Origin of the sequence: Caldimonas mangrovi (assembly GCF_023721835.1) — a bacterium.
GTDB classification, from domain to species: domain Bacteria; phylum Pseudomonadota; class Gammaproteobacteria; order Burkholderiales; family Burkholderiaceae_C; genus Caldimonas; species Caldimonas mangrovi.
Window position 1 is genome coordinate 404,502 of the sequence record NZ_JAMKFE010000003.1, and the last position, 24,726, is coordinate 429,227.

Annotated in this window: 22 protein-coding genes; 13 read left to right on the forward strand and 9 right to left on the reverse strand. The window is 68.1% G+C overall.

The window, feature by feature from the left end; all coding sequences use genetic code 11:
• Nucleotides 1–24 precede the first annotated feature (24 nt).
• The 3 genes from tkt (at nucleotide 25) to M8A51_RS07005 (ending at nucleotide 5,094) form a co-directional block, all read left to right on the forward strand.
• On the forward strand, nucleotides 25–2,040 hold the full coding sequence (gene tkt / locus M8A51_RS06995) for a transketolase (protein WP_251777473.1): 2,016 nt from the start codon (nucleotides 25–27) through the stop codon (nucleotides 2,038–2,040).
• 81 nt (nucleotides 2,041–2,121) lie between these two features.
• The gene (gap, locus tag M8A51_RS07000; RefSeq protein ID WP_251777474.1) at nucleotides 2,122–3,132 is read left to right on the forward strand and encodes a type I glyceraldehyde-3-phosphate dehydrogenase; all 1,011 of its coding nucleotides are present in this window, start codon (nucleotides 2,122–2,124) and stop codon (nucleotides 3,130–3,132) included.
• A 204-nt stretch (nucleotides 3,133–3,336) separates the two neighbouring features.
• On the forward strand, nucleotides 3,337–5,094 hold the full coding sequence (locus tag M8A51_RS07005) for a S8 family peptidase (RefSeq protein WP_251777475.1): 1,758 nt from the start codon (nucleotides 3,337–3,339) through the stop codon (nucleotides 5,092–5,094).
• Nucleotides 5,095–5,119: 25 nt separating this feature from the next.
• Here the strand turns inward: M8A51_RS07005 and M8A51_RS07010 are convergent, their stop codons facing one another.
• From M8A51_RS07010 to M8A51_RS07020, 3 genes are all read right to left on the reverse strand, one after another.
• Nucleotides 5,120–5,335, reverse strand: a complete 216-nt coding sequence (locus M8A51_RS07010; protein WP_251777476.1) for a hypothetical protein — start codon at nucleotides 5,333–5,335, stop codon at nucleotides 5,120–5,122.
• Nucleotides 5,329–6,117 (reverse strand): biotin--[acetyl-CoA-carboxylase] ligase, encoded by a 789-nt coding sequence (locus tag M8A51_RS07015; protein WP_251777477.1) that lies wholly within the window; start codon nucleotides 6,115–6,117, stop codon nucleotides 5,329–5,331. Before M8A51_RS07015 ends, M8A51_RS07010 begins: the two co-directional genes overlap by 7 nt.
• An 82-nt stretch (nucleotides 6,118–6,199) precedes the next feature.
• Nucleotides 6,200–6,751 carry an SET domain-containing protein gene (locus M8A51_RS07020; protein WP_251777478.1) on the reverse strand — a complete coding sequence of 184 codons (552 nt, stop codon included), beginning with the start codon at nucleotides 6,749–6,751 and terminating at the stop codon, nucleotides 6,200–6,202.
• A gap of 100 nt (nucleotides 6,752–6,851) precedes the next feature.
• Here M8A51_RS07020 and M8A51_RS07025 point away from each other — a divergent pair, with 100 nt between their 5' ends.
• The 3 genes from M8A51_RS07025 to M8A51_RS07035 all read left to right on the forward strand — a co-directional run bounded on the left by M8A51_RS07025 (nucleotide 6,852) and on the right by M8A51_RS07035 (nucleotide 11,090).
• Nucleotides 6,852–7,400 (forward strand): TlpA family protein disulfide reductase, encoded by a 549-nt coding sequence (locus M8A51_RS07025; protein ID WP_251777479.1) that lies wholly within the window; start codon nucleotides 6,852–6,854, stop codon nucleotides 7,398–7,400.
• Nucleotides 7,401–7,406: 6 nt separating this feature from the next.
• Nucleotides 7,407–9,995: a DNA topoisomerase III gene (locus M8A51_RS07030; protein WP_251777480.1), complete on the forward strand. Its 2,589-nt coding sequence runs from the start codon at nucleotides 7,407–7,409 to the stop codon at nucleotides 9,993–9,995.
• A gap of 120 nt (nucleotides 9,996–10,115) precedes the next feature.
• Entirely contained in the window at nucleotides 10,116–11,090 is a 975-nt protein-coding gene (locus tag M8A51_RS07035; RefSeq protein ID WP_251777481.1) for an AEC family transporter, read from the forward strand.
• Nucleotides 11,091–11,103: 13 nt separating this feature from the next.
• On the opposite strand, the gene M8A51_RS07040 is transcribed toward M8A51_RS07035, so the two are convergent.
• From M8A51_RS07040 to M8A51_RS07065, 6 genes are all read right to left on the reverse strand, one after another.
• The gene (locus M8A51_RS07040; RefSeq protein ID WP_251777482.1) at nucleotides 11,104–11,580 is read right to left on the reverse strand and encodes a GNAT family N-acetyltransferase; all 477 of its coding nucleotides are present in this window, start codon (nucleotides 11,578–11,580) and stop codon (nucleotides 11,104–11,106) included.
• Nucleotides 11,581–11,659: 79 nt separating this feature from the next.
• Entirely contained in the window at nucleotides 11,660–13,834 is a 2,175-nt protein-coding gene (locus M8A51_RS07045; RefSeq protein WP_251777483.1) for a TonB-dependent siderophore receptor, read from the reverse strand.
• Nucleotides 13,835–14,007: 173 nt separating this feature from the next.
• Nucleotides 14,008–15,267 carry a PepSY-associated TM helix domain-containing protein gene (locus M8A51_RS07050; protein ID WP_251777484.1) on the reverse strand — a complete coding sequence of 420 codons (1,260 nt, stop codon included), beginning with the start codon at nucleotides 15,265–15,267 and terminating at the stop codon, nucleotides 14,008–14,010.
• Between the two features lie 4 nt (nucleotides 15,268–15,271).
• Nucleotides 15,272–15,694, reverse strand: a complete 423-nt coding sequence (locus M8A51_RS07055; RefSeq protein WP_251777485.1) for an ExbD/TolR family protein — start codon at nucleotides 15,692–15,694, stop codon at nucleotides 15,272–15,274.
• 13 nt (nucleotides 15,695–15,707) lie between these two features.
• Complete coding sequence (locus tag M8A51_RS07060) at nucleotides 15,708–16,439, reverse strand: MotA/TolQ/ExbB proton channel family protein (protein ID WP_251777572.1); 732 nt, start codon at nucleotides 16,437–16,439, stop codon at nucleotides 15,708–15,710.
• Between the two features lie 20 nt (nucleotides 16,440–16,459).
• Nucleotides 16,460–17,182, reverse strand: a complete 723-nt coding sequence (locus tag M8A51_RS07065; protein ID WP_251777486.1) for an energy transducer TonB — start codon at nucleotides 17,180–17,182, stop codon at nucleotides 16,460–16,462.
• A gap of 78 nt (nucleotides 17,183–17,260) precedes the next feature.
• Here M8A51_RS07065 and M8A51_RS07070 point away from each other — a divergent pair, with 78 nt between their 5' ends.
• The 7 genes from M8A51_RS07070 to M8A51_RS07100 all read left to right on the forward strand — a co-directional run bounded on the left by M8A51_RS07070 (nucleotide 17,261) and on the right by M8A51_RS07100 (nucleotide 24,706).
• Nucleotides 17,261–18,457: an imelysin family protein gene (locus tag M8A51_RS07070; protein ID WP_407062210.1), complete on the forward strand. Its 1,197-nt coding sequence runs from the start codon at nucleotides 17,261–17,263 to the stop codon at nucleotides 18,455–18,457.
• 5 nt (nucleotides 18,458–18,462) lie between these two features.
• Nucleotides 18,463–19,887, forward strand: a complete 1,425-nt coding sequence (locus tag M8A51_RS07075; protein ID WP_251777488.1) for a di-heme oxidoreductase family protein — start codon at nucleotides 18,463–18,465, stop codon at nucleotides 19,885–19,887.
• Complete coding sequence (locus M8A51_RS07080) at nucleotides 19,887–20,936, forward strand: imelysin family protein (RefSeq protein ID WP_251777489.1); 1,050 nt, start codon at nucleotides 19,887–19,889, stop codon at nucleotides 20,934–20,936. Before M8A51_RS07075 ends, M8A51_RS07080 begins: the two co-directional genes overlap by 1 nt.
• Nucleotides 20,920–21,999 carry a DUF1513 domain-containing protein gene (locus M8A51_RS07085; protein ID WP_251777490.1) on the forward strand — a complete coding sequence of 360 codons (1,080 nt, stop codon included), beginning with the start codon at nucleotides 20,920–20,922 and terminating at the stop codon, nucleotides 21,997–21,999. Before M8A51_RS07080 ends, M8A51_RS07085 begins: the two co-directional genes overlap by 17 nt.
• Before the next feature lie 42 nt (nucleotides 22,000–22,041).
• A complete protein-coding gene (locus tag M8A51_RS07090; RefSeq protein ID WP_251777491.1) occupies nucleotides 22,042–23,322 on the forward strand; it encodes a glutamate-5-semialdehyde dehydrogenase in 1,281 nt (426 codons plus the stop codon).
• Nucleotides 23,323–23,324: 2 nt separating this feature from the next.
• Nucleotides 23,325–24,026, forward strand: a complete 702-nt coding sequence (gene queC / locus M8A51_RS07095; protein WP_251777492.1) for a 7-cyano-7-deazaguanine synthase QueC — start codon at nucleotides 23,325–23,327, stop codon at nucleotides 24,024–24,026.
• Between the two features lie 86 nt (nucleotides 24,027–24,112).
• On the forward strand, nucleotides 24,113–24,706 hold the full coding sequence (locus M8A51_RS07100; RefSeq protein WP_251777493.1) for a LemA family protein: 594 nt from the start codon (nucleotides 24,113–24,115) through the stop codon (nucleotides 24,704–24,706).
• Nucleotides 24,707–24,726 lie beyond the last annotated feature (20 nt).

Here is a 24,726-nt window from a genome sequence, read left to right on the forward strand (position 1 = left end):
GGGGGTGCTTCTGACAGGTTCCGCATGGCCGACACGACCCTGATGGCCAACGCAATCCGTGCGTTGGCGATGGATGCAGTACAACAAGCCAACTCCGGACACCCGGGCGCCCCGATGGGCATGGCCGACATCGCGGTGGCCCTGTGGAGCCGCCACCTGCGCCACAACCCGGCCAACCCGCACTGGATGGATCGCGACCGCTTCGTGCTGTCGAACGGTCATGGCTCCATGCTGATTTACGCCTTGTTGCATTTGACCGGCTATGCGCTGCCGATCGAGGAGATCAAGGCTTTCCGCCAGATGCACAGCAAGACGCCGGGCCACCCCGAAGTCGGCATCACGCCGGGCGTCGAGACCACCACCGGCCCGCTCGGGCAAGGTATCACCAACGGTGTCGGCATGGCGCTGGCCGAGAAGCTGTTGGCGCAGGAATACAACCGCCCCGGCTACGAAGTGGTCAACCACCACACCTATGTCTTTCTCGGCGACGGCTGCCTGATGGAAGGCATCAGCCACGAAGCCTGTGCGCTGGCCGGTGCCTGGAAGCTGAACAAGCTCATCGCGCTGTACGACGACAACGGCATCTCGATCGACGGCCAGGTCACGCCTTGGTTCATCGACGACACGCCCAAGCGCTTCGAAGCCTATGGCTGGAACGTGATCGGCCCCATCGACGGCCATGACGTGCAGGCGGTGGACGATGCCATCGCCCGCGCCAAGCACAGCGCTGACAAGCCGACGCTGATCGTCTGCAAGACCATCATCGGCAAGGGCGCGCCGACGCGCGCCGGTACCGCGAAGGCGCATGGCGAGGCGCTGGGCTCGGAAGAGATCCGCGGCACGCGTGAAGCGCTGGGTTGGCCGCACGAGCCCTTCGTCGTGCCGCAGGCCGCCTATGACGCCTGGGACGGCAAAGGCCGCGGTGCCACGCACGAGCAGGCCTGGAACACGCTGTTCGAAGGCTACCGGCGCGAGCACCCGGAGCTGGCCGCAGAGCTGGAGCGCCGCATGCAGGGCGATCTGCCGAAGCACTACGCGCAGGTCGCGGTCGACACGGCCGTCAGCGCACACACCAAGGCCGAAACCGTCGCCAGCCGCAAGGCCAGCCAGATGGCACTTGAGGCCTTCACCGCCGAGTTGCCCGAGCTGCTCGGCGGCTCGGCCGACCTGACCGGCTCCAACCTGACCAACACCAAGTCGACGCCGGCGCTGCGCTTCGACGAGGACGGCCAGTCCAACGGCGGCCGCCACATCAACTATGGTGTGCGCGAGTTCGGCATGGCCGCGATCATGAACGGCATCGCGCTGCATGGCGGCTTCATCCCCTACGGCGGCACCTTCCTGACGTTCAGCGACTATTCGCGCAACGCCATCCGCATGGCCGCGCTGATGAAGCTGCGCGTCGTTCACGTCTTCACGCACGACTCCATCGGCCTCGGCGAAGACGGTCCGACACACCAGTCGATCGAGCATGCCTCGTCGCTGCGGCTGATTCCCAACCTGGACGTCTGGCGCCCGGCCGACACCGCCGAGACCGCCGTGGCCTGGGCCTGCGCGATCGAGAGCCGCGACCGCCCGACCGCCCTGCTGCTCAGCCGGCAGAACCTGCCGTACGCGCCGAAGACGGGCCTCGAAGACATCGCCAAGGGGGCCTACGTGCTGGCCGAGCCGGCCGAAGTCGGCCTGAAGAAGAAGGCGCAGGCCGTGATCATTGCCACCGGCTCCGAAGTGCAGCTGGCGCTGCATGCCCAGGCGCAATTGGCGGTCGAGGGCATTGCGGTGCGGGTGGTGTCGATGCCGTCGACCACGGTGTTCGACCGCCAGGGTGCCGACTACAAGCGCTCGGTGCTGCCCGACGGCGTGCCGCGCGTCGTGGTCGAGGCGGGCGTCACCGGCTTCTGGTGGAAATACCGCGTCGAGGCCGTGGTCGGTATCGACACCTATGGCGAATCGGCCCCGGCGGGGGTGCTGTTCAAGCACTTCGGCTTCACCGCCGAGAACGTCGCCGACACCGTCCGCGTGGTTCTGCGCCAGCGTTAAGGGATTGCCGCTCGGCTTGCGGCCGGCGCCGCGAGCCGTGGCGGCCGAGCGAGTTGACTGTCATCACAGGAGAAACGAGACATGACCATCAAAGTTGCCATCAACGGGTACGGTCGCATCGGCCGCAACGTGCTGCGCGCCCACTATGAAGGCGGCAAGAAGCACGACATTCAGATCGTCGCGATCAACGATCTCGGCGACCCGAAGACCAACGCGCACCTGACCAAGTACGACACCGCACACGGCCCCTTCCCCGGCGAGGTCAGCGTCGACGGCGACTACATGATCGTCAATGGCGACAAGATCCGCGTGCTGGCCAACCGCAACCCGGCTGAGCTGCCGTGGGGCGAACTCGGCGTCGACGTGGTGATGGAATGCACCGGATTCTTCACCACCAAGGAAAAGGCCGGCGCCCACCTGAAGGGTGGCGCGAAGAAGGTCATCATCTCTGCGCCGGGCGGCAAGGACGTCGACGCCACCATCGTCTACGGCGTCAACCACAACACGCTGAAGGGCAGCGACACCGTCATCTCCAATGCCAGCTGCACCACCAACTGCCTGGCCCCGCTGGTCAAGCCGCTGCACGACAAGATCGGCGTCGAGACCGGCCTGATGACGACCATCCACGCCTACACCAACGACCAGGTGCTGACGGACGTCTACCACGAGGACCTGCGCCGCGCCCGCAGTGCCACGCAGAGCATGATCCCGACCAAGACCGGCGCTGCCGCCGCGGTGGGCCTGGTGCTGCCGGAGCTGAACGGCAAGCTTGACGGCTTCGCGATCCGCGTGCCGACCATCAACGTGTCCATCGTCGACCTGAGCTTCATCGCCAAGCGCGACACCACGGTCGAAGAGGTCAACCAGATCCTGAAGGCGGCTGCCGAAGGTGAGCTGAAGGGCATCCTGGGCTACAACACGGCGCCGCTGGTCAGCGTCGACTTCAATCACAACCCGGCCTCGTCGACCTTCGACGCGACGCTGACCAAGGTCAGTGGCCGGCTGGTCAAGGTGTCGAGCTGGTACGACAACGAGTGGGGCTTCAGCAACCGCATGCTGGACACCACGATGGCCCTGATGGCGGCCAAGTAACGTATCGCTTGCGCCTCACGTCCATGAAAAAGGCCCGTTCGGGCCTTTTTCCCTTTTGGAGCAGGTCGAAGGCAAGCGGTTTGCTGCACAGTGACCGGTTGCCCTGCAGGCTTTTGTCGCGGGGTTGGTATCCGTGCGCAACAACCCCGGTGCACGCTCCCTTACTGGACGAACCTGCCGGTCGAGGTCCGGATAATGCCGTTCATGTCTGCTGCTGCCCGCCGTTGTCTGGCCCTGGCCGTTCTGGCCCTGTCGGCCGCCCCCTGGACCGCCCTTCAGGCCGCGCCGCCCGACGGCCCGTCGTTCGGCCTCATCGTCAAGCTGCGCGACGACCCGGCGCACGAGCAGGCCAAGGCGCTGGGCGCGCCGGCCGCGGCCGATGAGCCGGTACGGCGCGAACGCCTGAGCCGGGTGCTCGGTGCGCAGGCCGCCCAGCTTGCCCGTGCCGCCCCGGCCGGCGCGCGTATCGAACGTCCGGTCGGACGGGCGCATCTGGTGGGCTGGGACCGGCCGTTGAGCCCGCAGCAGGCCGAACAGGCCGCCGAGGCGCTGACGGCGAGCGGCGACGTCGAGTGGGTCGAGTACAACACCCTGGAGCGACGGCTGCTGGTTCCGAACGATCCTCGCTACAGCGAGCAATGGTGGTTGAGGGCCGTGGCGACCGGGCGCAACGGCGTGCCCGGCATGCCGACGGCATGGGATCGCAGCGTCGGCGACCCGGTGGGAGGCACGCCGTATGTGGCGGTCGCGGTGCTCGACACCGGCGCATTGTTCGGTCATCCCGACCTCTCCAGCGTGTGGCTGGGCGGCTACGATTTCGTCTCCGAAGTCGGGTACTCGGGCGACGGCAACGGCCGGGATGCCGATGCGTCGGACCCTGGTGACTACGTGACGCAGGCCGACCGCGATGGCAACCCGTCGCTCTTCAGCAACTGCGCGGTGGAAGAAAGCTCCTGGCACGGCAGCAAGATCGCCGGCCAGATCGCCGCTCAAACCAACAACCTGGTGGGCGTGGCCGGCCTCAACTGGCGCGGGCGCGTCGTGCCGGTACGCGTGGCCGGCAAGTGCGGCGCGACGGTCGCCGACATCGCGGACGCCATCCGCTGGGCGGCCGGCGCCACCGTCAGCGGCGTGCCGGCCAACCCGAATCCGGTCAAGGTGATCAACCTGAGCTTCGGCGGCACCGGCTCGTGCAGCGCCACCTACCAGGACGCGATCGACGCGGCACGCGCACGCGGCGCAGTGCTGGTGGCCGCTGCCGGCAACGAAAGCGGTGCCGTCACACGCCCTGCGAACTGCCGGGGCGTGGTTGCCGTGGCGGCGTTGAACCAGGACGGCTTCAAGACCAACTACTCGAACTTCGGGTCCGCGGTCACCGTGTCGACCGTCGGCGGCGATCCGCGCGATCTCGGAATCTGCGGCCCCTATCTTGGCGACGACGGACTGCTGACGACGTCGAACGCCGGAGCGCGCAGTCCGTCCACGCACGACTACGACGCCGTGGCCGGCACCAGCTTTTCGGCGCCGGTGGTGGCGGGTGTGATCTCCTTGATGCAGGCCGAGGCCTCCACCGCACTGACGCCCGATCAGGTCATCGACGGGCTCGAGCGCTCGGCGCGCCCGCACGTGCTCGCGCCCGATCTGGGCACCTGCGCGTCGGGCAATGCGGGCCGTTGCCAATGCACGACCAGCACCTGCGGGGCCGGCATCCTCGATGCCGAGCAGGCGCTGGTGTTTGCCGCCGACCCGACCAACTACACCGCGCCGAGCCGGCAGGCGGTGACGGTCGACAACGAGGACACCCAGGCTTGCGCCGATGCCGTCGACGACAACGGCGGCGGCGATCCGCCGGACGACGATGACGACGGAGGCGGTGGTGCCTTGGGCTGGGAATGGCTGGCGGCCCTGGGCTTGGCTGCCGCCTTGACCGCACGCAGCCGGCGCCGCGAAGCAGCTCGCTGAGAGCCCGGACCGATCGTCCCGGGCGTCAGGGAGGGGTGGTCGTCGTGCCGGTGGGGCGCTGCACCCGCTGCGAGGCGCTGGGAGGGCCGAGTTGTATCGCTTCCGGCCTGACCTGCTGCAGCAGCCGCTCGGGCTCGCGCTGGTGCGGCGGCGCCGAGACGATGCCGGTCAGCTGGCCTTGCGTCCACGCGTAGTAGCCGACGTTGGCCAGCAGCAGCACCAGCACCAGGAGCCTCAGCATGGCCTCACGCTCACTTCCCCGCTTTCGATCCGGCGTATCCCGGCGGCAGTATGCACGAGCAATGCACCATGAGGGTCGACGCCTGCCGCGATGCCGTCCGGCACGTCGACCTGCGTGGTGTGCACGGCACGACCGCACAACAGGTCGCGGGCTGCGTAGCGTTGAACGAACGGTCCGAAACCATCGATTTCAAACGCTTGCAGGGCTTGCCACAGAGGCAACGCCAGGCGTGCCAGTGCCGTCGGTGCGGTGAGCTGCCCGTCGAGTTCGCACAGCGCCGCTGTCCGATTGCGGCCATCGTCGGGCGAGGCCGGCTGGCCGACGTTCAGCCCGATGCCGATCACCGCATAGCGGTCCGGCGCGCCGGAAGGCAGCGCCAGCGTCTCGATCAGGATGCCACCCAGCTTGCGCCCGTTGCCGTGGTCGTCGACCAGCCACAGGTCGTTGGGCCACTTCAACTTCACCTGCTCGTGCAGCGCTTCTGCCACCGCGACGCCGACCGCCAGCGACAGGCCCGACCATTCTCGCGGCGCATAGGGCCGCCCGAGCGAGAGCGTCAGCGAGTCGCCGGGGGCCGACTGCCAGCCGCGCCCTTGCCGGCCACGGCCAGCCGTCTGGTGCTCGGCCACCAGCAGGCAAGGCGCCGTATCACCGCGCCGGGCGCGCTCCAGCAGATCGGTGTTGGTCGAGCCCGTCCGAGCGACCACCTCGACACTGATCGTCGGGGCCAAGGGCGACAGTTGCTCCCACAGGCGCTCTGCGGGCCAATGCGGCTGGGTCATGGGTGTTCGATGAGGGCTTGACCGCGGGGTGGCCGGCCTGCCGCCGCCGTGCTCCAGCGGTGGCCGAAGGCGGCCGGGGGCGTCAGCGCTTCGGGGCGAGCATGGTGCGGCGGCACTTCGGGCTGCCGCAGCGGCATTCATACTCCTTCTTCAGCTTGGGCGTGTAGCGCTCGTCGATGATCAGCCCGTAGTCGTAGAAGAGTTCCTCGCCCGGGGCGATCGCGCGCAGCGCCTTGATGAAGACGCGCCCCTCGACCTCGTCGGCTTCGCAGTTCGGGTCGCAGGCGTGGTTGATCCATCGCGCTGCATTGCCGCCGTACTTCGCGTCGATGACATGCTTGTCGTCGATGTGGAAGTAGAAGGTGTGGTGCGGGTCGGACGGGTCGTGCGGGTGGCGCCGCAGGGCTTCGGGCCAGGTGATCACCTCGCCCTTGTACTCGATGATCGTCTCGCCCTCGGCGATCGGCATGACTGCGAACACGCCCTTGCCGTGCACGCCGGAGCGCCGCACCTGGATGCGCCGGCCGGCGCTGTCGGTGCCATTCGCCTGGTCGGTTTTCGCCGCAGCGGGTGTGGCGGACTTGCGGCGTGTTGGAGCAGGAGACGACCGTGCTTGCGTCCGGGCTTGCGTCATAAGGGACTTTGGGTACATTGAAATTGAGCGCGCACGTGCGTGCGTGCGCGTGCGCGAGAGCCGGCATTGTAGGCGGGCCTCGCGACAACGGAAGCCAGCCATGAAGATCGACGCGTCCTCCACCGAACCGCTACCATGCGCGACGCCGCCCGACCCGATGCGGCGCGCGTGGCTGGGCAGCGGGTTGGCGTGTCTCGGCTTGCTGGCGGCGGGCCGGGCGGTGGCACAGCCCATGCCTGGTGTGGGCGCAACGCTGCGGTTGCCCGACCTGCATCTGGTCGGCGGCGGGCAATACGGCGAGGCGCAGGCGGCAGGCAAGGTGCTGGTGGTGTACTGGTGGGCGACGTGGTGCCCGTTCTGCGCGGTGCAGACGCCACGCATCGATGCACTGTGGCGCCGGCACCGCGAGCGTGGGCTGGAATTGCTGACGCTGTCGGTCGACAAGCAGGAGTCCACGGTGCGGGAGTACCTGGCGGCCAGGGGTTACCGCTTCCCGGTCGCCATGCTGGCGCCGGCCCTGGCATCCTCCTTGCCGAAGCCGAAAGGGTTGCCGGTCACGCTGGTGCGCGGCCGGAATGGAAAGATCGTGTTTGCCGAAGCCGGAGAGCTGTTTCCGGAAGACATCGAAGGCTTCGAGAAATTTCTTTGAGAGACGATGAGCAAGACACTGGTGATTGCCGAGAAGCCCTCCGTCGCGCAGGACATCGTCCGCGCCTTGACGCCGGTGGCCGGCAAGTTCGACAAGCACGACGAGTACTTCGAGAGCGAGAAGTACGTCGTGAGTTCCGCGGTGGGCCACCTGGTCGAGATCAAGGCCCCTGAGGAATACGACGTCAAGCGCGGCAAGTGGAGCTTCGCCCACCTGCCGGTGATCCCGCCGCACTTCGATCTCAACCCGATCGACAAGAGCAAGGGCCGGCTCAACGCGCTGGTCAAGCTGATCAAGCGCAAGGACGTGACCGACCTCGTCAACGCCTGCGACGCCGGGCGCGAGGGCGAGCTGATCTTCCGGCTCATCGTGCAATACGCGACACCGGCCAAGGGTGGCCTGAACAAGTCGATTCGCCGGCTGTGGCTGCAATCGATGACGCCGCAGGCGATCCGCGACGGCTTTGCGCAGCTGCGCAGCGACGAGCAGATGCTGCCCCTGGCCAGCGCGGCGCGCTGCCGCTCCGAGGCCGACTGGCTGGTCGGCATCAACGGCACGCGTGCAATGACCGCGTTCAACTCGCGCGACGGCGGCTTCTTCCTGACCACCGTCGGCCGTGTGCAGACACCGACGTTGTCGATCGTCGTCGAGCGCGAGGAGAAGATCCGCAAGTTCGTCTCGCGCGACTACTGGGAGGTGCGTGCCACCTTCGAGGCACAGGCCGGGCCCTACGACGGCAAGTGGTTCGACACGAAGTGGAAAAAAACCGAGGGCGACCCCGAGATGCGGGCCGACCGGCTGTGGGACGTGAAGACCGCGGAGGCCATCGCCAAGGCGGTGCGCAACAAGACTGGCACCGTCACCGAGGAATCGAAGCCCAGCTCCCAGGCGAGCCCGCTGCTCTACGACCTGACCTCGCTGCAACGCGAGGCCAACTCGCGCTTCGGCTTCTCGGCCAAGACGACGCTGTCGCTCGCGCAGGCGCTGTACGAAAAGCACAAGGTGCTGACCTATCCCCGGACCGACTCGCGCGCGCTGCCCGAGGACTACATCCCGGTGGTGCGCCAGACGATGGAGATGCTGGCCGACGACGAGTCCACCCGCACTTATGCGCCGCATGCAAAGAAGGCGCTGGCCGACGGCTACGTGAAGGCCAACAAGCGCATCTTCGACAACGCCAAGGTGTCGGATCACTTCGCCATCATTCCGACGCTGCAGGCGCCGAAAAACCTGACCGAGGCCGAGCAGAAGCTCTACGACATGGTCGTCAAGCGCTTTCTGGCGGTGTTCTACCCGGCGGCCGAGTACCTGGTGACCACGCGCATCACCACCGTCAAGCATGAAGGCTCCGAGTACAGCTTCCAGACCAACGGCAAGGTGCTGGTGAAGCCGGGCTGGCTGGCGGTGTACGGCAAGGAGGTGCAGGAAGACGACGCGACCCTGGTGCCGGTGAGCGCCGGCGAGACCGTGCGCAACACCGACATCAAGGTCAACGCGCTGAAGACCCGGCCGCCGGCACGCTATTCGGAAGCGACGCTGCTGTCGGCCATGGAAGGCGCTGGCAAGCTGATCGACGACGACGAGCTGCGCGAGGCGATGCAGGAAAAAGGCCTGGGCACGCCGGCCACGCGCGCGGCCATCATCGAAGGCCTGATCCTCGAGAAGTACATGGTGCGCGAAGGCCGCGAGCTGATCCCCACCGCGAAGGCCTTCCAGCTGATGACGCTGCTGCGCGGCCTGGGCGTCGAGGACCTGACCAAGCCCGAGCTGACCGGCAACTGGGAATACCAGCTCTCCCAGATGGAGCGCGGGCGCCTGAGCCGCGAGGCCTTCATGGACGAAATCGCGCGCATGACCGAGCGCATCGTCCAGAAGGCCAAGGAATACGACCGCGACACCATCCCCGGCGACTACGCGACCCTGAAGACGCCGTGCCCCACCTGCGGCGGGGTGGTCAAGGAGAACTACCGCCGCTTCACCTGCACCGGCAAGAGCGGCAACGAAGAGGGCTGCGGCTTCTCGATCAGCAAGATCCCCGGGGGACGCAGCTTCGAGCTGCACGAGGTCGAGCAGTTCCTGAGCGACCGGAAGATCGGCCCGCTGGAGGGCTTCCGCTCCAAGGCCGGCTGGCCGTTCACCGCCGAGCTCAAGCTCGCCTACGACGACGAGCTGAAGAACCACAAGCTCGAGTTCGATTTCGGCGAGGACGCGCGCAAGGAATCAGAGTCCGGCGAGGCGGTCGACTTCAGCGGTCAGCAGTCGCTGGGTGCCTGTCCCAAGTGCCATTCCCACGTGTACGAGCACGGCACCAGCTACGTCTGCGAGAAGAGCGTCGGCCCGCATGCCACCTGCGACTTCAAGAGCGGCAAGATCATCCTGCAGCAGCCCGTGGCGCGCGAGGAAATGAGCAAGCTGCTCGAAACCGGCAAGACCAGCCTGCTGGAGAACTTCGTCTCCAACAAGACGCGCCGCAAGTTCAAGGCCTTCCTGGCTTGGGACAAGAAGGAGGGCAAGGTGGCGTTCGAGTTCGAGCCGCGGGCGGCCAAGGCCCCGGCGAAGAAGGCGGCGGCGAAGAAGGCCACGGCGAAACCCTGAGCCGTCGGTGAGCCACTGAGCCGGTCGGTTTGATGCTGCATGCAAACCGGCTGGGCAGCGCAAGCTTGCAGCGGGCTGAGCGCCTGCTGCGGCAGGAGGGCTCATGCATACTGCGCCGCCATGACCCCGGCCGTCTTCCTCAAGCTGCTCGCCATCTTCGTCGTGATCGCGATCGGCTGGACCGCCGGGCGGGCGAAGTTCTTCGGCGGCGGCGAGGCGGCGCGGGCACTGTCGAACACCGCTTTCTATCTGTTCGCGCCGGCGCTGCTGTTTCGCACGACGGCGCGCATCGACTTCGGCACCATGCCGTGGTCGGCGCTGGCCGCCTTTTTCGTGCCAGCGGTCGGTTGGATGCTGGCGATCTACGCGTGGCGCAAGTGGCGACAGCGTCGCGGCAGCGGCATGGTGGCGGCCGAGCCGAGCGTGCGCGCGATCAGCTCGACCTTCGGCAACACTGCCCAGCTCGGCATACCGCTGGCGGCGGCGTTGTTCGGCGAGCACGGGCTGTCGATCCACCTGGCGATCGTCAGCGTGCACGCCCTGACGCTGCTGAGTGTGCTGACCCTGCTGGTCGAACTGGATGTCGCGCGTTCGGGCGCGGCGCCCGCCAGCCTGTGGCGCACGCTGTTCAACACGGCGCGCAACACGGTGATCCATCCCATCGTGCTGCCGGTGATGGTCGGCATCGCCTGGAATCTGCTCGACGTGCCGATCCCTGCCGCGATGGACGAGATCCTGGTGATGCTGGGCCAGGCCGTGGTGCCGGTGTGCCTGATCGCGATCGGCATGTCGCTGGCCCACTACGGCATCCGCGGTTCCGCGCAGGCAGCGGTCTGGATATCGGCCGCGAAGCTGCTCGCGATGCCGGCGTGGGTGCTGCTGGCCGGCTACTTCGTGTTCGGGCTGCGCGGCCTGCCGCTGACGGTGATCGTCACCGCCGCGGCTTTGCCGACCGGCGCCAATGCACTGATGTTCTCGCAGCGCTATGCGGCGCAGGAAGCCGAGACGACCGCGGTGCTGGTGATCTCGACGGTGGTGTTCGTCGCAACGGCGCCGCTGTGGCTGTCGCTGCTGCACCTGATTCCCGGCGGGTGAATTCGCCCGATGGTCATGGTGGGCCGGGGCGGCTGAGCATGTCGATGTGCGCGATGCCATCCTCCTCGTACGGGCCGCTTACCGTCTCGAACCCCAGGCTGCGGTAGAAGCTCTGCAGGTGCGCCTGCGCCGAGATGCGGATCGCCGCACCGGGATAGGCATGCCGCGTCGCTGCGATCGCCTCGCGCATCAGCACACCGCCGAGCGAGCGTCCCCGCCATGCCGGCGCGACGATCACGCGGCCGATGGCCGGTTCGTCGAATTTCAGCCCTGGCGGCACCACGCGTGCATAGGCGGCCAGCATGCCGTCGGCCGACTGCCCCAGCCCGTGCAGGCACTGCGGGTCCAGCCCGTCGATGTCGGCATACAGGCAGGCCTGCTCGACGACGAACACGTCTTGTCGCAGGCGCAGCAGCGCGTGCAGGTCGTGGACCGACAGCTGATCGAAGCGCAGCCAGCGCCAGTTCGGGGAATCGGAGGAAAAAGACATGAGGCGCAATGTCGCGGGACGCGGGACCTCCATTCTCCCTCGCTCCTGTGGAGCTCCCTTCCCGTTCCGCCTCTGACGCTCAGTACTTCCAGTTGAGCGAAAGCGTTGCGTGACGCGGTGCACCGTAGAAGTTCTGCGCCCAGTACAGGCTGGAGATGTACTTCTTGTTGGTGACGTTGTTGACCTTCAGCACCGCGCTGAGATTGCGCGTGAAGTCGTAGCGCGCCATCACGTCGAGCAGCGCGTACGCCGACTGCTCGGCTTCGGCGCGCTCGGTGCGGCTTTGCCAGTTCACACTCATGCCAAACTTCAACGCGTCGAGGGTGGGCACTCGGTAGGTGGTGGACACACGCAGCGTACGGCGCGGGACGAAGGTGCGCGCGTTGTCGCCGGTGTCGTCGTCCTTCAAGCGCAGCTGCGTGTAGCCTGCGCTGATGTCCCAGCCCGGCGTGACCCGGCCCGCCATGTCGAGTTCGAACCCCGTCGAGGTGGCATCGACGGTCGGGTAGTAGAAATAGCCCCCGGTATCCGGGTCGTCGTTGAACAACGAGTCACCCACGGTGTTCTGCTGCTTCACCTGGAAGACCGACAACGAACCCGTCAGGCGCTGGTCGAACCATTCGCCCTTGATGCCCACTTCGGCGTTGCTGCCCTCGACCGGCGGTACCACCTGGCGATCGAAGTCGGTCTTGGACTGCGGATTGAAGATCTTGGTGTAGCTGGCATAGAGCGAGTGCTGAGCGTCGAGGTCATAGACGACGCCCAGGTAAGGCGTGAGCTTGGTCTTGCGGTAGTTGTGCGGTTCGCCGTACTGCATGCCGCTGCTGGTCACGCGGGTGAGGTTGGCCCCCGTGAAGAGCTTCCACTGATCGGTCAAGTTGAAGCGCATGACACCGTAGAGACTGCGCCGGTAGTCCGTGAAGTCCGCGCTGCCGTCGACATCGTCGCCGAAGTCGGGCTTTGGAAAGTTGCCATCCAGCACGTCTTCATCGGAGATCGGCAGACCCACGTCAGCATAGGTCGAGCGCAACCTGTTGGCGCTGCGCGACCAGTTCACGCCCACCACCGCCTGGTGCTCGCGCCCGGCCAGCGAGAACGGACCGGTCAGATGCAGGTCCGCGAGCCACTGACGTTCGTTGTGTTCGTACTTCGAAGGGTAGGTGAACAGGGCGCCGGAACTGCCATAGATGTAGAGCATCTCCGCATCCGAACTCAGCTCACGGTGGGTGACAGTTCCTTTCACCTGCCAGCCGCTGTTCAGCGCGTGCGACAGCTCGGCGAAGGCGATGCTGTCGTTGGTGTTCCAGTAGGCCCAGTCCGCGCCGGTGCTGGATGAGCGGGGCAGCCCGTCCGCCACCATGTCGAGCGGGACGGCGCCCCACATCACCCCGTCCGGCCGGTTGCGTTGCTGTGTCACGCCAGCCGTGAGCACCGTGTCGGTGCCGAGGTCGGCTTCGATCACGCCGTGCAGCACCGTCTTGTCGATCGAGTAGCGGTCGAGGTAGGAGTCGCGCTGCTGGCCGGCGAGCACCAGCCGGCCGCGCACGGTGCCGGCTTTGTTCAACGCGCCGGAAACGTCGCCGTCCAGCCGGCGGTTGTCCCACGAGCCGACGGTGAGCCCGGCCGAGGCCTGGAACGTTGCCGTCGGGCGCTTGCGCACGAAATTCACGGTCGCCGACGGGTTGCCGGTCGACGACAGCAAGCCGTTCGCTCCCCGCAGCACCTCCACGCGGTCATAGGCCGCCGTGTCCACGTCACCCATCTGATCGCCCGTCGCGAACGGCAGACCCAGCCCGTCGACCTGGAAGTTGGAGATGTCGAAGCCGCGGGCGCTGAAATAGGTGCGGTCGGTCTCGACCCGCTCCACGCGCACGCCGGTCGTGTTCGAGAGCACGTCGTTGGCGCTGTGCAGCGAGAAGTCTTCGATCTGCGCTCGCGTGATCACGCTGATCGATTGCGGCGTCTCGCGGTTCGACAAGTCCAGCTTCGTCGCCGTGGTGCTGGCGCGTGTCTTGTACTCGCCTGTGCCTTCGCTCGGTGCAGCGATCGGTGCGCTGCCCTTGACCGTCAGTGTGGGCAGCACGCCGCCTTCCGCAGGGGCAGCCGGTGCCGGCGCGTCCTGCGCGTAGGCCGCAGACCCGGCAAGCAGGGCCAGCAGCATCCGGGCGGCCCGCGACAGCGGGGTGTGCGCAAGCGATGAGCGGGCAAGAGGGCGCGTCGACGGACGGGCGCGATGGTTGGCGCGTGCAGACAAGACAACTCCTTCAAACATCAAGAAAAGCGTCGAGAAAAACAAGGGCGGGCGCGAACACGCCGCGCGGTGCCGCGCGGCGTTCGGCATGGCTGGCAGGGACGCCCCTCGCGGGTTCCTGGCTGGCCTGAGTGCAGGCGCCGTGCGGCGTCTGCATGGATGGTGCGGGAACCCCCTCAGGCCACGTCTTCGGCGACCACGTTGCGCGACGATGGCCGGTCTTGCGCGGTGGTGCGTTCGGCACTGACCAAGCGCCGGCCCTGGCGCTTGCGCAGCCAGATCACGACCCCGGTGACGCACAGCAGTGCGGTGACCACGCCGAGCACGACGACCAGCAGCCGGTACGGCAACCCGAACACCTTGCCGGTGTGCAGTGCGGCCAGCCAACTGGTGAAGGTGTTGCCGGGGGCGATCGTCGGGTGCTCGAAGACGATCTCCTCGCCGTGTGCGTCTTGTGCCGAGAAGTACACCGAGGTGGCACCGTGATCGGACGAGAAGTCATGCGAGCTGCGCACCGCGTAGCGCCAGGCGCCGTGATCGCGCTCGAAAAACAGCGAGTCCTCGTGCTCGATCGTGAACCCGTCGCGATGCGCGTGTGCGGCCATCAGCTCGCGGCCACGCGCGCGCGCCTGCTCCCACGGCATGTTGGCCTGCATCACCGGATTGGCGGCCAGGTCGGGCAGCTTGTCGTGCGCATCCACCGTCGGCACCAGGCGCTTGAGCACCGGCATGTACAGCTCATGGCCCAGGTTCAGACTCACGCTGGAAACCGCGTACATCAGCAGCATGCCCCACAGCCACAGGCTGGCCGCGCGGTGCAGATCGAAGTTGATCCGATAGGCACTGCCGGACCATTTCACCAGCCAGGCCGGCTTCCAGCCTTTGAAGAAGCCCTGGCGCCGCCGCGGGAAGGTCAGGTAAGCGCCGACGAAGCAGTCGAACATCCACACGAACGAGACCACGCCGAACAGCCACATGCCCCAGGGGTAGGGAATCGTCAACGCGTAATGCAGCTGATAGACCAGCGGCATGAAGTGGACGCGGTCGAACACCCAGGCGCCGCGGTTGCGCATGCCAAGCACTGCGCCGGTGTAGGGGTCGGCGAAGATTTCGTACCAGACCGGCGCCTGGCTCGTGGCCGGGCCTTCCATGCGCCACGCATACAGCGCGGCGGTACGCCCCTCGTCACGGTGCAGCGGGTGGTAGTCGAAATGTGCACCGGGGACCTGCTGGCCGACGCGTTCGCGCAGCACCAGCGCGTCCAGCGGCGTCTCGTTCGGGCGCTCGTCGATCAACCGCAGGCCCGGGTTGAGGGCCGTGTCGATTTCGTCGTTGAAGGCCAGCAGCGCGCCGGTCAACCCGGCGATCAGCAGAAAGAAGGCGATTGCCAGCCCTGCATAGCGGTGCGCAAGCACCCAGAACGAGCGCTGGTTCATCGCCTTACTTTTCCGTTTCGGGTTCGCTGACGAAGCCCACCTTGGTGAGTCCGGCCTTGGAGGCGTCGGCCAGCGTTTCCGCGACGAAGCGGTAGGCCACCTCCTGATCGGCCTTCAGGTGCAGCTCGGGCTGTACCGGCTTGGCGCTTTCGGCAGCGAAGCGCGTGGCGGCTTCTTCGCGGGTGACGGGCTCCCCGTTCCAGTAGCGCGTGCCGGCCGCGTCGATCGCGAACTCCACCTTCTCGGGTTGCGGCGGGTTGACCTGCGCGCTGGCCTTGGGCAGCTCCAGCTTCACCGAGTGGGTGAGCAGCGGCGCGGTGACGATGAAGATCACCAGCAGCACCAGCATCACGTCGATCAGCGGGACCATGTTGATCTCCGCCATCGGCGCGCTGGCGGACTTGTTGTCGAAGCTTGCGAATGCCATGGCCGCTTCCTCGTCAGGCCGCGGCGGGGCGGTTGCGTTGTGCGCCGCCGGTGCTCAGCGGGCGCACGTTGTCACCCTGCAGCGACTGGCCCAGCGACAGGAAGGTGAACAGCTCGAAGGCGAACGCGTCGAGCTTGGCGGTGAGCACGCGGTTGCTGCGCGTGAGCCAGTTGTAGCCCATCACCGCCGGAATCGCGACGGCCAGACCGATGCCGGTCATGATCAGCGCTTCGCCCACCGGCCCGGCCACCTTGTCGAGCGTGCCGGCGCCGCTCATGCCGATCGCGATCAGCGCGTGGTACACGCCCCACACCGTGCCGAACAGCCCGACGAAGGGCGCGGTCGCGCCGATGGTGGCCAGCACGGTCAAGCCGTTCTCGAGCCGGGTGGTCTCTTCGTCCAGCACCTTCTTGATGGTGCGTGTCAGGAAGTCCTGGGCACCGCCGGCCTCTTCGAGCTTGGCCGCGCCGTACTTCGCATGGTGGGCCTGCGCATGCATCGCGTGCGAGGTCAGGTGGGCGAACGGGTCGTGCACGCCGTGCGTCGAGATCTCGTCGCGCACCGCATCGAGCGAGCTGGCGTTCCAGAAGAAGGTGAGGAACTGCTCGCTGCGCCGCTTGCGCACGTACTGGGTGATGCCCTTCAGGACGATCAGGTACCAGGACACGGCCGACATCAGCACCAGAATGGCCAGCAAGGTCTTGCCGACGACATCGGACTGCGCGATGAAGTGGGCGAAGCCCATCGGTTCGTTCGGGGTCACGTTCAATTCTCCAGGTCAAATCGAATGGGGGTCTGCACCCACACGGCCATGGCCTGGCCGTTTTCCTTGTAGGGCTTGAAGCGGGCGGTGCGCATTGCCGAGACGGCGGCGTCGTCGAGCCGCCTGAATCCGGACGAGGCGTGCACGTTGATCTGGGACGGTCGGCCGTCCGCCTCGATCAGGACGTTCAACGTCACCTGCCCGGACTCGCGCAGCCGCTTGGACTGCAACGGATAGTTCAACACCGGCTGGGTCAGATATTGCACGGCGCTGGCCGACACCGTCTTGGGCACCGCTGGGGGGGGCGGTACCGGAACGGGGGCAGGCACGGGCGCCGGCGGGGCCGCTTCCACCGGCGGAGCAGGCGGCTCGGGTAAGGGCGGCGGCGGCGGCACGACGAAGGGGGCCGGCGCAGGCGACGGCGGCGCGGCGACGACGGCCGGCGGCGGTTTCTTGGGCTGCACCTTGGGAGCGGGTGCCGGCGGGGGCGGCACTGGAGCCGGCGGCGGGGGCACCGGCGCCGCAGGGATGATGTCGACGAACAGCGGCACCGCGGCACCCAGCGCCTGGCGCACGGGCTCGAGTTGCAGCAGCGCCCAGCCGGCGGCCAGATGGGCCGCGACGATCACGCCGGCAGCAGCGGCCCTGGCGGCCGGTGGCAACTCGCTGCTCCCCGATGCCTCGCGTCGCGGCATGCCGCTGCCCGGCAGCGGGGGGGACGACAAGCTGGCTGGCATATGTGTATACAAATGAGAACGATTCTTATTATATTATCTTGTTTTTTGCGATCCAAGGGAAGCCCAATGACACTCCGCCTGTTGCACGTATTCGCATGGGCAGCTGCTGCCGTGGCAGCACCTGCCATGGCCCAGCACGCGGCGCCGGCCGGCACGCAGCAGTCGGTGCGCGCCGTCGACGCGCAAGCCGTCGTTCGTCATCACGCCCAGCTCGTGCACGCGGGCTACGAAGACAGCCTGAACGGCGCCGTCGCACTGCAGCGTGCGCTGCGCAGCTTCACCTCGGCACCGTCGTCGGCCACGCTGGAGGCCGCGCGCAAGGCCTGGCTCCAGGCTCGTGAGGTCTATGGCCAGACCGAGGCCTTCCGCTTCTACGGCGGCCCGATCGACGATGAGAACGGCCCCGAGGGCCGCATCAACGCCTGGCCGATGGACGAGTCCTTCGTCGACAGCGTGAAAGACCGGCTGGATGCCGGGCTGATCAACGACCGCAAGCAGCCGATCACCAAGAAGAACCTGGCAGCGCACAACGAGCGTGGCGGCGAAGAGAACATTGCGACCGGTTGGCACGCGATCGAATTCCTGCTGTGGGGTCAGGACTTCAACGACGACGGCCCCGGTCAGCGCACCCACGAGGATTTCGTCGACGGCAAGGCGCCGAACGCCGACCGCCGGCGGCAGTACCTGACGGTTGCGGCCGATCTGCTGGTCGACGATCTGCGCTCCGTCCTGCAGGCCTGGAAGCCGGGTGCCAAGAACAACTACCGGGCGGCTTTCGAGCGTGGCGGCAACGAGTCGCTGCGCAAGGTCTTCGTCGGCATCGGTACGCTGTCGCGTGGCGAGCTGGCCGGTGAGCGGCTCGAGGTGGCGCTCGCCAGCCAGGACCAGGAGGACGAGCACTCCTGCTTCTCCGACAACACGCATCGCGACGTGGTGGCCAATGCGCTCGGCATCCAGAACGTCTGGCTCGGCCACTACAAGCGGACCGACGGCACGGTCGTCTCCGGCCCCGGGCTGCGCGAGCTGGTCGCGGCGAGCGATGCGACGCTGGCCGAGCGCACCACGCGGCAGATCGCCGCCTCGCTCGCCGCGGCTGAAGCGATCCGGGCGCCGTTCGACCGTGAGATCGTCGGCGGCAAGGACGCGCCCGGCCGCGCGCGCGTACAGAAGACCGTCGACAGCCTGACGCAGCAGAGCAAGGACCTGGTGGAAGCCGCCAACGCGGTGGGCATCGCCCGCCTGACCGTGACGCTGCCGGAGTGAGCGCGATGATCCTGAGGCGCCTGGGACTCGGCGCGGCTTTCGCCAGCGCGGCAGCGGTGCTGGTGGTATCGCAGGCTGCGCCCGACGACGATCCGCTCGGCGAACGCACCGGCGGCGCGACCACCGTGTTCGCCGACGGGCGCAACGCCTTCTCGTTTCCGGCTGCCAACCTGCCGGACGACGAGCGCACGCGTTTCGTGATCGGCAATTCGTTCTTCCGCCGCAACTGGGTCGAGGCACCATCGTCGACCTCGGCGCGTGACGGGCTGGGGCCGCATTTCATCGCGCGCTCATGCGGCGGCTGCCATGTGCAGGACGGCCGCGGCGCCCCGCCCGACTTTCGCAACGGCCTGAGCGAGCCGCCGGTGGCGCTGCTGATGCGCCTGTCGGTGCCCGGCGTCAACGAGCATGGCGGGCCGGTGCCCGAGCCGGTCTACGGCGACCAGCTGAACAACGCCGCCGTGCAGGGCGTGAGGCCCGAGGCGCAGATCGACATGCGCTACACGCCGGTGCATGGCCGCTTTGCCGACGGCGCCCCCTACACGCTGCAGAAACCGGCCTACATCCTGCGCGATCACGCCTATGGTCCGATGCGCAAGGACATGATGATGAGCCCGCGCATCGCGCCGCAAGTCATCGGCGTCGGGCTGCTCGAAGCGATCCCCGAGCGCGAGATCCTGGCCAATGCCGAGCGGCAGGCGCGCGACGGCGGGCCGATCCGCGGCGTACCCAATCGGGTCTGGGATGCGCCGTCGCAACGCACGATGCTCGGCCGCTTCGGCTGGAAGGCGAACGTCGCCACGTTGGCACATCAGACGGCCGGCGCCTTTGCGGGCGACATCGGCATCACGTCGTCGCACTTTCCCGACGAGGCCTGCACGCAGTCGCAGACCGACTGCCGCGACGCGCCGCGCGGTGCCAAGGGCGAGGGGCCCGAGATCGACGACGAGACCTTCGCCAACGTGGTCTTCTACCAGGCCGTGCTCGCGCCGCCGGCGCGCCGAAAGCCGAACGACGCGCAGGTGCTGCGCGGTCAGAAGATCTTCCAGGACGCGCAGTGCGCAGTGTGTCACCGTCCGAGCTACACCACGGCGGAAGGCCCCTTCCCGCGGTTGACCAGTTCGGTCCTGAGCGGCCAGCGCATCTGGCCCTACACCGACCTGCTGCTGCACGACATGGGCGAGGGCCTGGCGGACGGTCGGCCGGATTTCCTGGCGAACGGCCGGCAGTGGAAGACCCCGCCGCTGTGGGGCGTCGGCCTGATCCGCGATGTCAACGGCCACCAGCGCCTGCTGCACGATGGCCGCGCGCGCGGGGTGCTGGAGGCCATTCTGTGGCACGGCGGCGAGGCGCAGGCCAGCCGCGACCGGGTGCTGAAGCTGTCGCGTGAAGACCGTGAAGCGCTCGTCAAGTTCGTGGAGTCGCTGTGATGCACGATGCGTATTCGTGGCGCACGATGATGGCTGCCTGCGCGATGTGGGCCGCCGGAGCGGTTCAAGCGGTGACCGCGGTGCCGTACTACACGCCGGCGCATTTTGCCGAAGGCCTGTACGCGCACTGGTACGTGCCGCGCTCGGCTGAACTGGCCCAGCGCAGCGGGGAGATGCAGCGGGCCGTGCAGCAGTGGTGCGAAGCGGCGCCTGCCACCGAGCGCCCGGCACGTGCCGCCGCGCGCACCGCCTGGCAGGCGGCGGCGCAGGCCTGGGACCGCTTGTCGGCCGTGGCCGTCGGCCCGCTCGTGCAGCGTCGCTCCGCGCGGCAGATCGACTTCCACCCGACGCGGCCCAAGCTCATCGAGCGCGGCATTGCCGCCGCACCGGCGGACGCGAAGGACATGGAGCGCGTCGGCACGCCGGGCAAAGGCTTTCCGGCACTGGAGTGGCTGCTGTGGCGCGAGCAGGTGGCCGCTCGCACGCCAGCTTGCCGCTACGCCGTGCAGGTCGCTGCCGAGATCGACCGCGAAGCGGTGGCGCTGCGCGATGCCTTCGCCGAAGCGGCGCAGCGCGGCTGGGAAGACGAGCAGGCGTCGCAGGTCATGGCGGAGGCCGTGAATCAGTGGGTGGGCGCCGTTGAACGGCTGCGCTGGGCCGACATCGGCCGCCCAGCCGCGAGCGCACACGGCCATGCGCCGGAATTTCCCCGGGCTGCGAGCGGCAGCAGCGGTGCGGCGTGGACCGCACGCTGGGCCGGCATCGAGGCGTTGACGGTGCAGGGCACCGAGGCGCCGCCCGCGCCCGGCAAAGGGCTGGTGCCGGTCGAGACCTATCTGCGCGGCCGGGGTCTCAACCCGCTGGCCGACCGGCTGCGTGCCTCGGTGCAGGGTGTGAAGGCCCCGTTGCAGGCGTTGGTGCAGTCGGCGGCGCCCGCTCAGGTGCCGGCGGCGACAGCCGCGCTCGGCGAGCTCAAGCGGGTGGCCGAAGGCGACGTGGCGGCCGCATTGAACGTGAACATCGGCTTTTCGGATGCGGACGGCGATTGATCTGCATTGGAATCGTCGCCACTGGCTGGCGGCCGTGGCCGCTGCCGCGCTCGGCGCGCGTGCGCCGCTGCTGGCAGCCAGGCCGAGCGGCGGCCGCTTTGCCGCTGCCTGGCAGGCCGCAGCCGGCTACCAGGTCGGCGTGCTCGAAGCGAACGAGCGGGCGTTGTCGATCCGGTCGGCGGTCGACGTCCCGACCCGCGCACACGCGCTGGCCGCCGAACCCGACGGCACGCTGCTCACGGTCGCACGCCGGCCGGGCGACTGGTTGCTGCGCTGGCGTCCCGACGGCAGCCTGCTGCAGTGGGCATGGATCGAGCCGGACCGCGCCTTCAACGGCCACGCGTTGGTCAGCGCCGACGGCAAACGGCTCTACACCACCGAAGCCGACCTGGACAGCGGCGACGGCCTGGTCGGCGTGCGCGACCGCGCCACGCTGCGCAAGCTGGCCGAGTGGCCGACCCACGGTGCCGACCCGCATGCGCTGCTGCTCGACGCCAGCGGCGACCTGATGGTCGCCAACGGCGGCATCCGCACCCGGCCCGAAACCGGACGCGCCAAGCTCGACCTCGATCGCATGGATGCATCGGTGGTCCGGCTCGACGCCGGCGACGGCCGGCTGCGCGGACAGTGGCGCATCGACGACGCGCGGCTGAGCCTGCGGCATCTCGCCTGGTCGGGCCGCACCTTGGCCATCGCGATGCAGGCGGAGCATTCCGATCCGGCTGCCAAGGCCGCTGCGCCGGTCCTCGCGCTGTGGGATGGGCGCTCGATACGCGCGGCGCAAGCGGCGGATGTCCCGCTGCTCGGCTATGGCGGCGACGTCGCGTGCGCCGGGCGTGCGGTGGCCGTCAGTTGCCCGCGCGCCGATGGCGTCGCCGTCTGGCACGCCGACGGCCGCTGGCACCGGCGCGTCCCGCTCGACGAGGCCTGTGCCTTGGCAGCCGACGTCGCCGGCGGCTGGTGGGCCGGCGGCGCGTCGTTGGCCATGGACGCGCCGAACGGCGTGCAGCGCGCCACGCCTGCCGGCATTCGGCTCGACAACCACTGGTTGCGGCTGGGTTGAGCCAGCGAGCGCGGGACGGCGCTGTTTGAGACAATCCGACCCATGACTGCCACCGACATCCAGGCCTACATGGCTCACGTGGGCACTGCGGCGCGCGCCGCGGCCAGCCGCATGGCCGCCGCCTCCACCGCCTCGAAGAACGACACGCTGCTGCGCCTGGCGGCGCTGATCCGGGCGCAGGCCGAGCCGCTGCAGGCCGAGAACGCCAAGGACGTCGCCGCGGCCGAGCGCAACGGCCTCGCCGCGCCGATGGTCGACCGGCTGCGCATCACGCCCAAGGTCGTCGAGCAGATGGCTCAGAACTGCGAGCAGGTCGCGGCGCTGCCCGACCCGGTCGGCGAGATGACCCACCTGCGCCGCCGGCCGACCGGCATCACGGTGGGCCAGATGCGCGTGCCGATCGGCGTGTTCGGCATGATCTACGAGAGCCGGCCGAACGTGACCGTCGAAGCGTCGGCGCTGGGCATCAAGAGCGGCAACGCCTGCGTGCTACGCGGCGGCTCCGAGGCGATCCACTCCAACCTCGCGCTCGCGAGGCTGGTGCAGCAGGCGCTGCGATCCACCGGGCTGCCGTCCGAAGGCGTACAACTGGTCGAGACCACCGACCGCGAAGCCGTCGGCCGGCTGATCGCGATGCCCGAATACGTCGACGTGATCATCCCGCGCGGCGGCAAGTCGCTGATCGAGCGCATCAGCCGCGAGGCCACCGTGCCGGTCATCAAGCACCTGGACGGCAACTGCCACGTCTATGTCGACGAAACGGTCGATCTCGACCTCGCCGTCAGCGTGACCGACAACGCCAAGACGCAGAAGTACAGCCCGTGCAACGCGGCCGAGTCGCTGCTGGTGCATCGCGGCGCCGCGGCCGCCTTCCTGCCGCGCATCGGCGCGATCTTCGCTGCCAAGGGCGTCGAGATGCGCTGCGATGCGGCCTCGAAGACGTTGCTGCAGGCGGTCGACAGCGCGAAGATCGTCGACGCGGCCGAGCAGGACTGGTACGAGGAATACCTGGCACCCGTCATCAGCATCAAGCTCGTGGACAGCCTCGACGAAGCCATCGAGCACATCAACCGCTACGGCTCGCACCACACCGACGCGATCCTGACCAACCACCACCCGAACGCGATGCGCTTCCTGCGCGAGGTCGATTCGGCCAGTGTGATGGTCAATGCGTCGACGCGTTTCGCCGACGGCTTCGAATACGGCCTGGGCGCCGAGATCGGCATCTCCACCGACAAGTTCCACGCTCGCGGCCCGGTCGGCCTCGAAGGCCTCACGTCGATGAAATACGTCGTGCTGGGCCAGGGCGAAATCCGGACGTGACCATGCACGATCCGCGCACCGCGCTCGTGCTGTTCTCGGGCGGGCAGGATTCGACCGTTTGCCTCGCCTGGGCGCTGGACCGCTATGCGCGCGTCGAGACCATCGGCTTCGACTACGGCCAGCGCCATCGTGTCGAGCTGGAATGTCGCCCCCGGGTCCTGGCCGAGGTGCGGCATGCCTTTCCGGCGTGGGCCGAGAAACTCGGCGCCGACCACCTGCTCGACCTTGCCTTGCTCGGCCAGATCTCCGACACCGCCCTCACGTCGGCACGCGCGATCGAGATGGCCGGCAACGGTCTGCCCACCACCTTCGTGCCGGGGCGCAACCTGCTGTTCCTGAGCTTCGCCGCGACGGTGGCCTACCGCCGCAGCGCCGGCGTGCTGGTGGGCGGCATGTGCGAGACCGACTACTCCGGCTACCCCGACTGTCGCGACAACACGCTGAAGGCGCTGCAGGTCGCGTTGAGCCTGGGGCTGGACCAGCCGCTCGTCATCGAGACGCCGTTGATGTGGCGCGACAAGGCGCAGACCTGGGCGCTGTCGAACGAACTGGGCGGCGGCACGCTGAACGACCTGATCGTCGAGCACACCCACACCTGCTATCTCGGCGACCGGTCGCAACGCCACCCCTGGGGCTATGGCTGCGGCCAGTGCCCGGCGTGCGACTTGCGGCGGCGCGGCTACGAAATCTACAACGCGGGCTGAGCCGCCCGATGGGGCGGCTTTGATCCCGGCTGCGGCTGTCGTAGAGTCGCGGGATAACGTCCATGCTGAGGAAGGAGAGCGGGTTCATGAGCACCACACAGATCGTCACCCTGGCCGTCATCGCCGTGCTGCTGTTCTGGGCGGTCGGCGCCTACAACCGACTGGTGCGGCTGCGCAATACCATCGGCAATGCCTTCGCGCAGATCGACGTGCAGCTGAAGCGGCGCTACGACCTGATCCCCAACCTGGTCGAGACAGCCAAGAAATACGTCACGCACGAGCGCGAGACGCTCGAAGCGGTGATCGCCGCACGTAACCAGGCCAGCACGGCGGCCGACCACGTGCGGGCCAGGCCGACCGACGCCGGTGCCATCGGCGCGCTGGCGATGGCCGAGCAGGCGCTCGGCGGCACGCTGGGACGGCTGATGGCCGTGGTCGAGAACTACCCCGAGCTGAAAGCCGACGAGACCCTGCGCGAGCTGTCCGAAGAGCTGACCAGCACCGAGAACAAGGTGGCCTTCGCGCGGCAGGCCTTCAACGACTCCGCGCTCGACTACAACAACGCGGCGCAGCAGTTCCCCACCAGCATCGTTGCCAGTGTGTTCGGCTTCAAGGAGGCGGGCATGCTGCAGTCGACCACGCAGGACGTCGAACGCCAGGCCGTGCGCGTGCAGTTTTGACGCCCGGGCCGGCCGTCCGC

Excerpts from the sequence above, each read along its gene's own strand:
- M8A51_RS07050 (WP_251777484.1), bottom strand. The coding sequence starts at position 15,267 with ATGAACCAGCGCTCGTTCTGGGTGCTTGCGCACCGCTATGCAGGGCTG.
- M8A51_RS07010 (WP_251777476.1), bottom strand. The coding sequence starts at position 5,335 with ATGCTGAGGCTCCTGGTGCTGGTGCTGCTGCTGGCCAACGTCGGCTAC.
- M8A51_RS07020 (WP_251777478.1), bottom strand. The coding sequence starts at position 6,751 with ATGACGCAAGCCCGGACGCAAGCACGGTCGTCTCCTGCTCCAACACGC.
- gap (WP_251777474.1), top strand. The coding sequence starts at position 2,122 with ATGACCATCAAAGTTGCCATCAACGGGTACGGTCGCATCGGCCGCAAC.
- M8A51_RS07015 (WP_251777477.1), bottom strand. The coding sequence starts at position 6,117 with ATGACCCAGCCGCATTGGCCCGCAGAGCGCCTGTGGGAGCAACTGTCG.
- M8A51_RS07005 (WP_251777475.1), top strand. The coding sequence starts at position 3,337 with ATGTCTGCTGCTGCCCGCCGTTGTCTGGCCCTGGCCGTTCTGGCCCTG.
- queC (WP_251777492.1), top strand. The coding sequence starts at position 23,325 with ATGCACGATCCGCGCACCGCGCTCGTGCTGTTCTCGGGCGGGCAGGAT.
- M8A51_RS07085 (WP_251777490.1), top strand. The coding sequence starts at position 20,920 with ATGCGGACGGCGATTGATCTGCATTGGAATCGTCGCCACTGGCTGGCG.
- tkt (WP_251777473.1), top strand. The coding sequence starts at position 25 with ATGGCCGACACGACCCTGATGGCCAACGCAATCCGTGCGTTGGCGATG.
- M8A51_RS07090 (WP_251777491.1), top strand. The coding sequence starts at position 22,042 with ATGACTGCCACCGACATCCAGGCCTACATGGCTCACGTGGGCACTGCG.
- M8A51_RS07070 (WP_407062210.1), top strand. The coding sequence starts at position 17,261 with ATGACACTCCGCCTGTTGCACGTATTCGCATGGGCAGCTGCTGCCGTG.
- M8A51_RS07025 (WP_251777479.1), top strand. The coding sequence starts at position 6,852 with ATGAAGATCGACGCGTCCTCCACCGAACCGCTACCATGCGCGACGCCG.
- M8A51_RS07080 (WP_251777489.1), top strand. The coding sequence starts at position 19,887 with ATGCACGATGCGTATTCGTGGCGCACGATGATGGCTGCCTGCGCGATG.
- M8A51_RS07030 (WP_251777480.1), top strand. The coding sequence starts at position 7,407 with ATGAGCAAGACACTGGTGATTGCCGAGAAGCCCTCCGTCGCGCAGGAC.
- M8A51_RS07055 (WP_251777485.1), bottom strand. The coding sequence starts at position 15,694 with ATGGCATTCGCAAGCTTCGACAACAAGTCCGCCAGCGCGCCGATGGCG.
- M8A51_RS07075 (WP_251777488.1), top strand. The coding sequence starts at position 18,463 with ATGATCCTGAGGCGCCTGGGACTCGGCGCGGCTTTCGCCAGCGCGGCA.
- M8A51_RS07035 (WP_251777481.1), top strand. The coding sequence starts at position 10,116 with ATGACCCCGGCCGTCTTCCTCAAGCTGCTCGCCATCTTCGTCGTGATC.
- M8A51_RS07040 (WP_251777482.1), bottom strand. The coding sequence starts at position 11,580 with ATGTCTTTTTCCTCCGATTCCCCGAACTGGCGCTGGCTGCGCTTCGAT.
- M8A51_RS07100 (WP_251777493.1), top strand. The coding sequence starts at position 24,113 with ATGAGCACCACACAGATCGTCACCCTGGCCGTCATCGCCGTGCTGCTG.
- M8A51_RS07060 (WP_251777572.1), bottom strand. The coding sequence starts at position 16,439 with ATGGGCTTCGCCCACTTCATCGCGCAGTCCGATGTCGTCGGCAAGACC.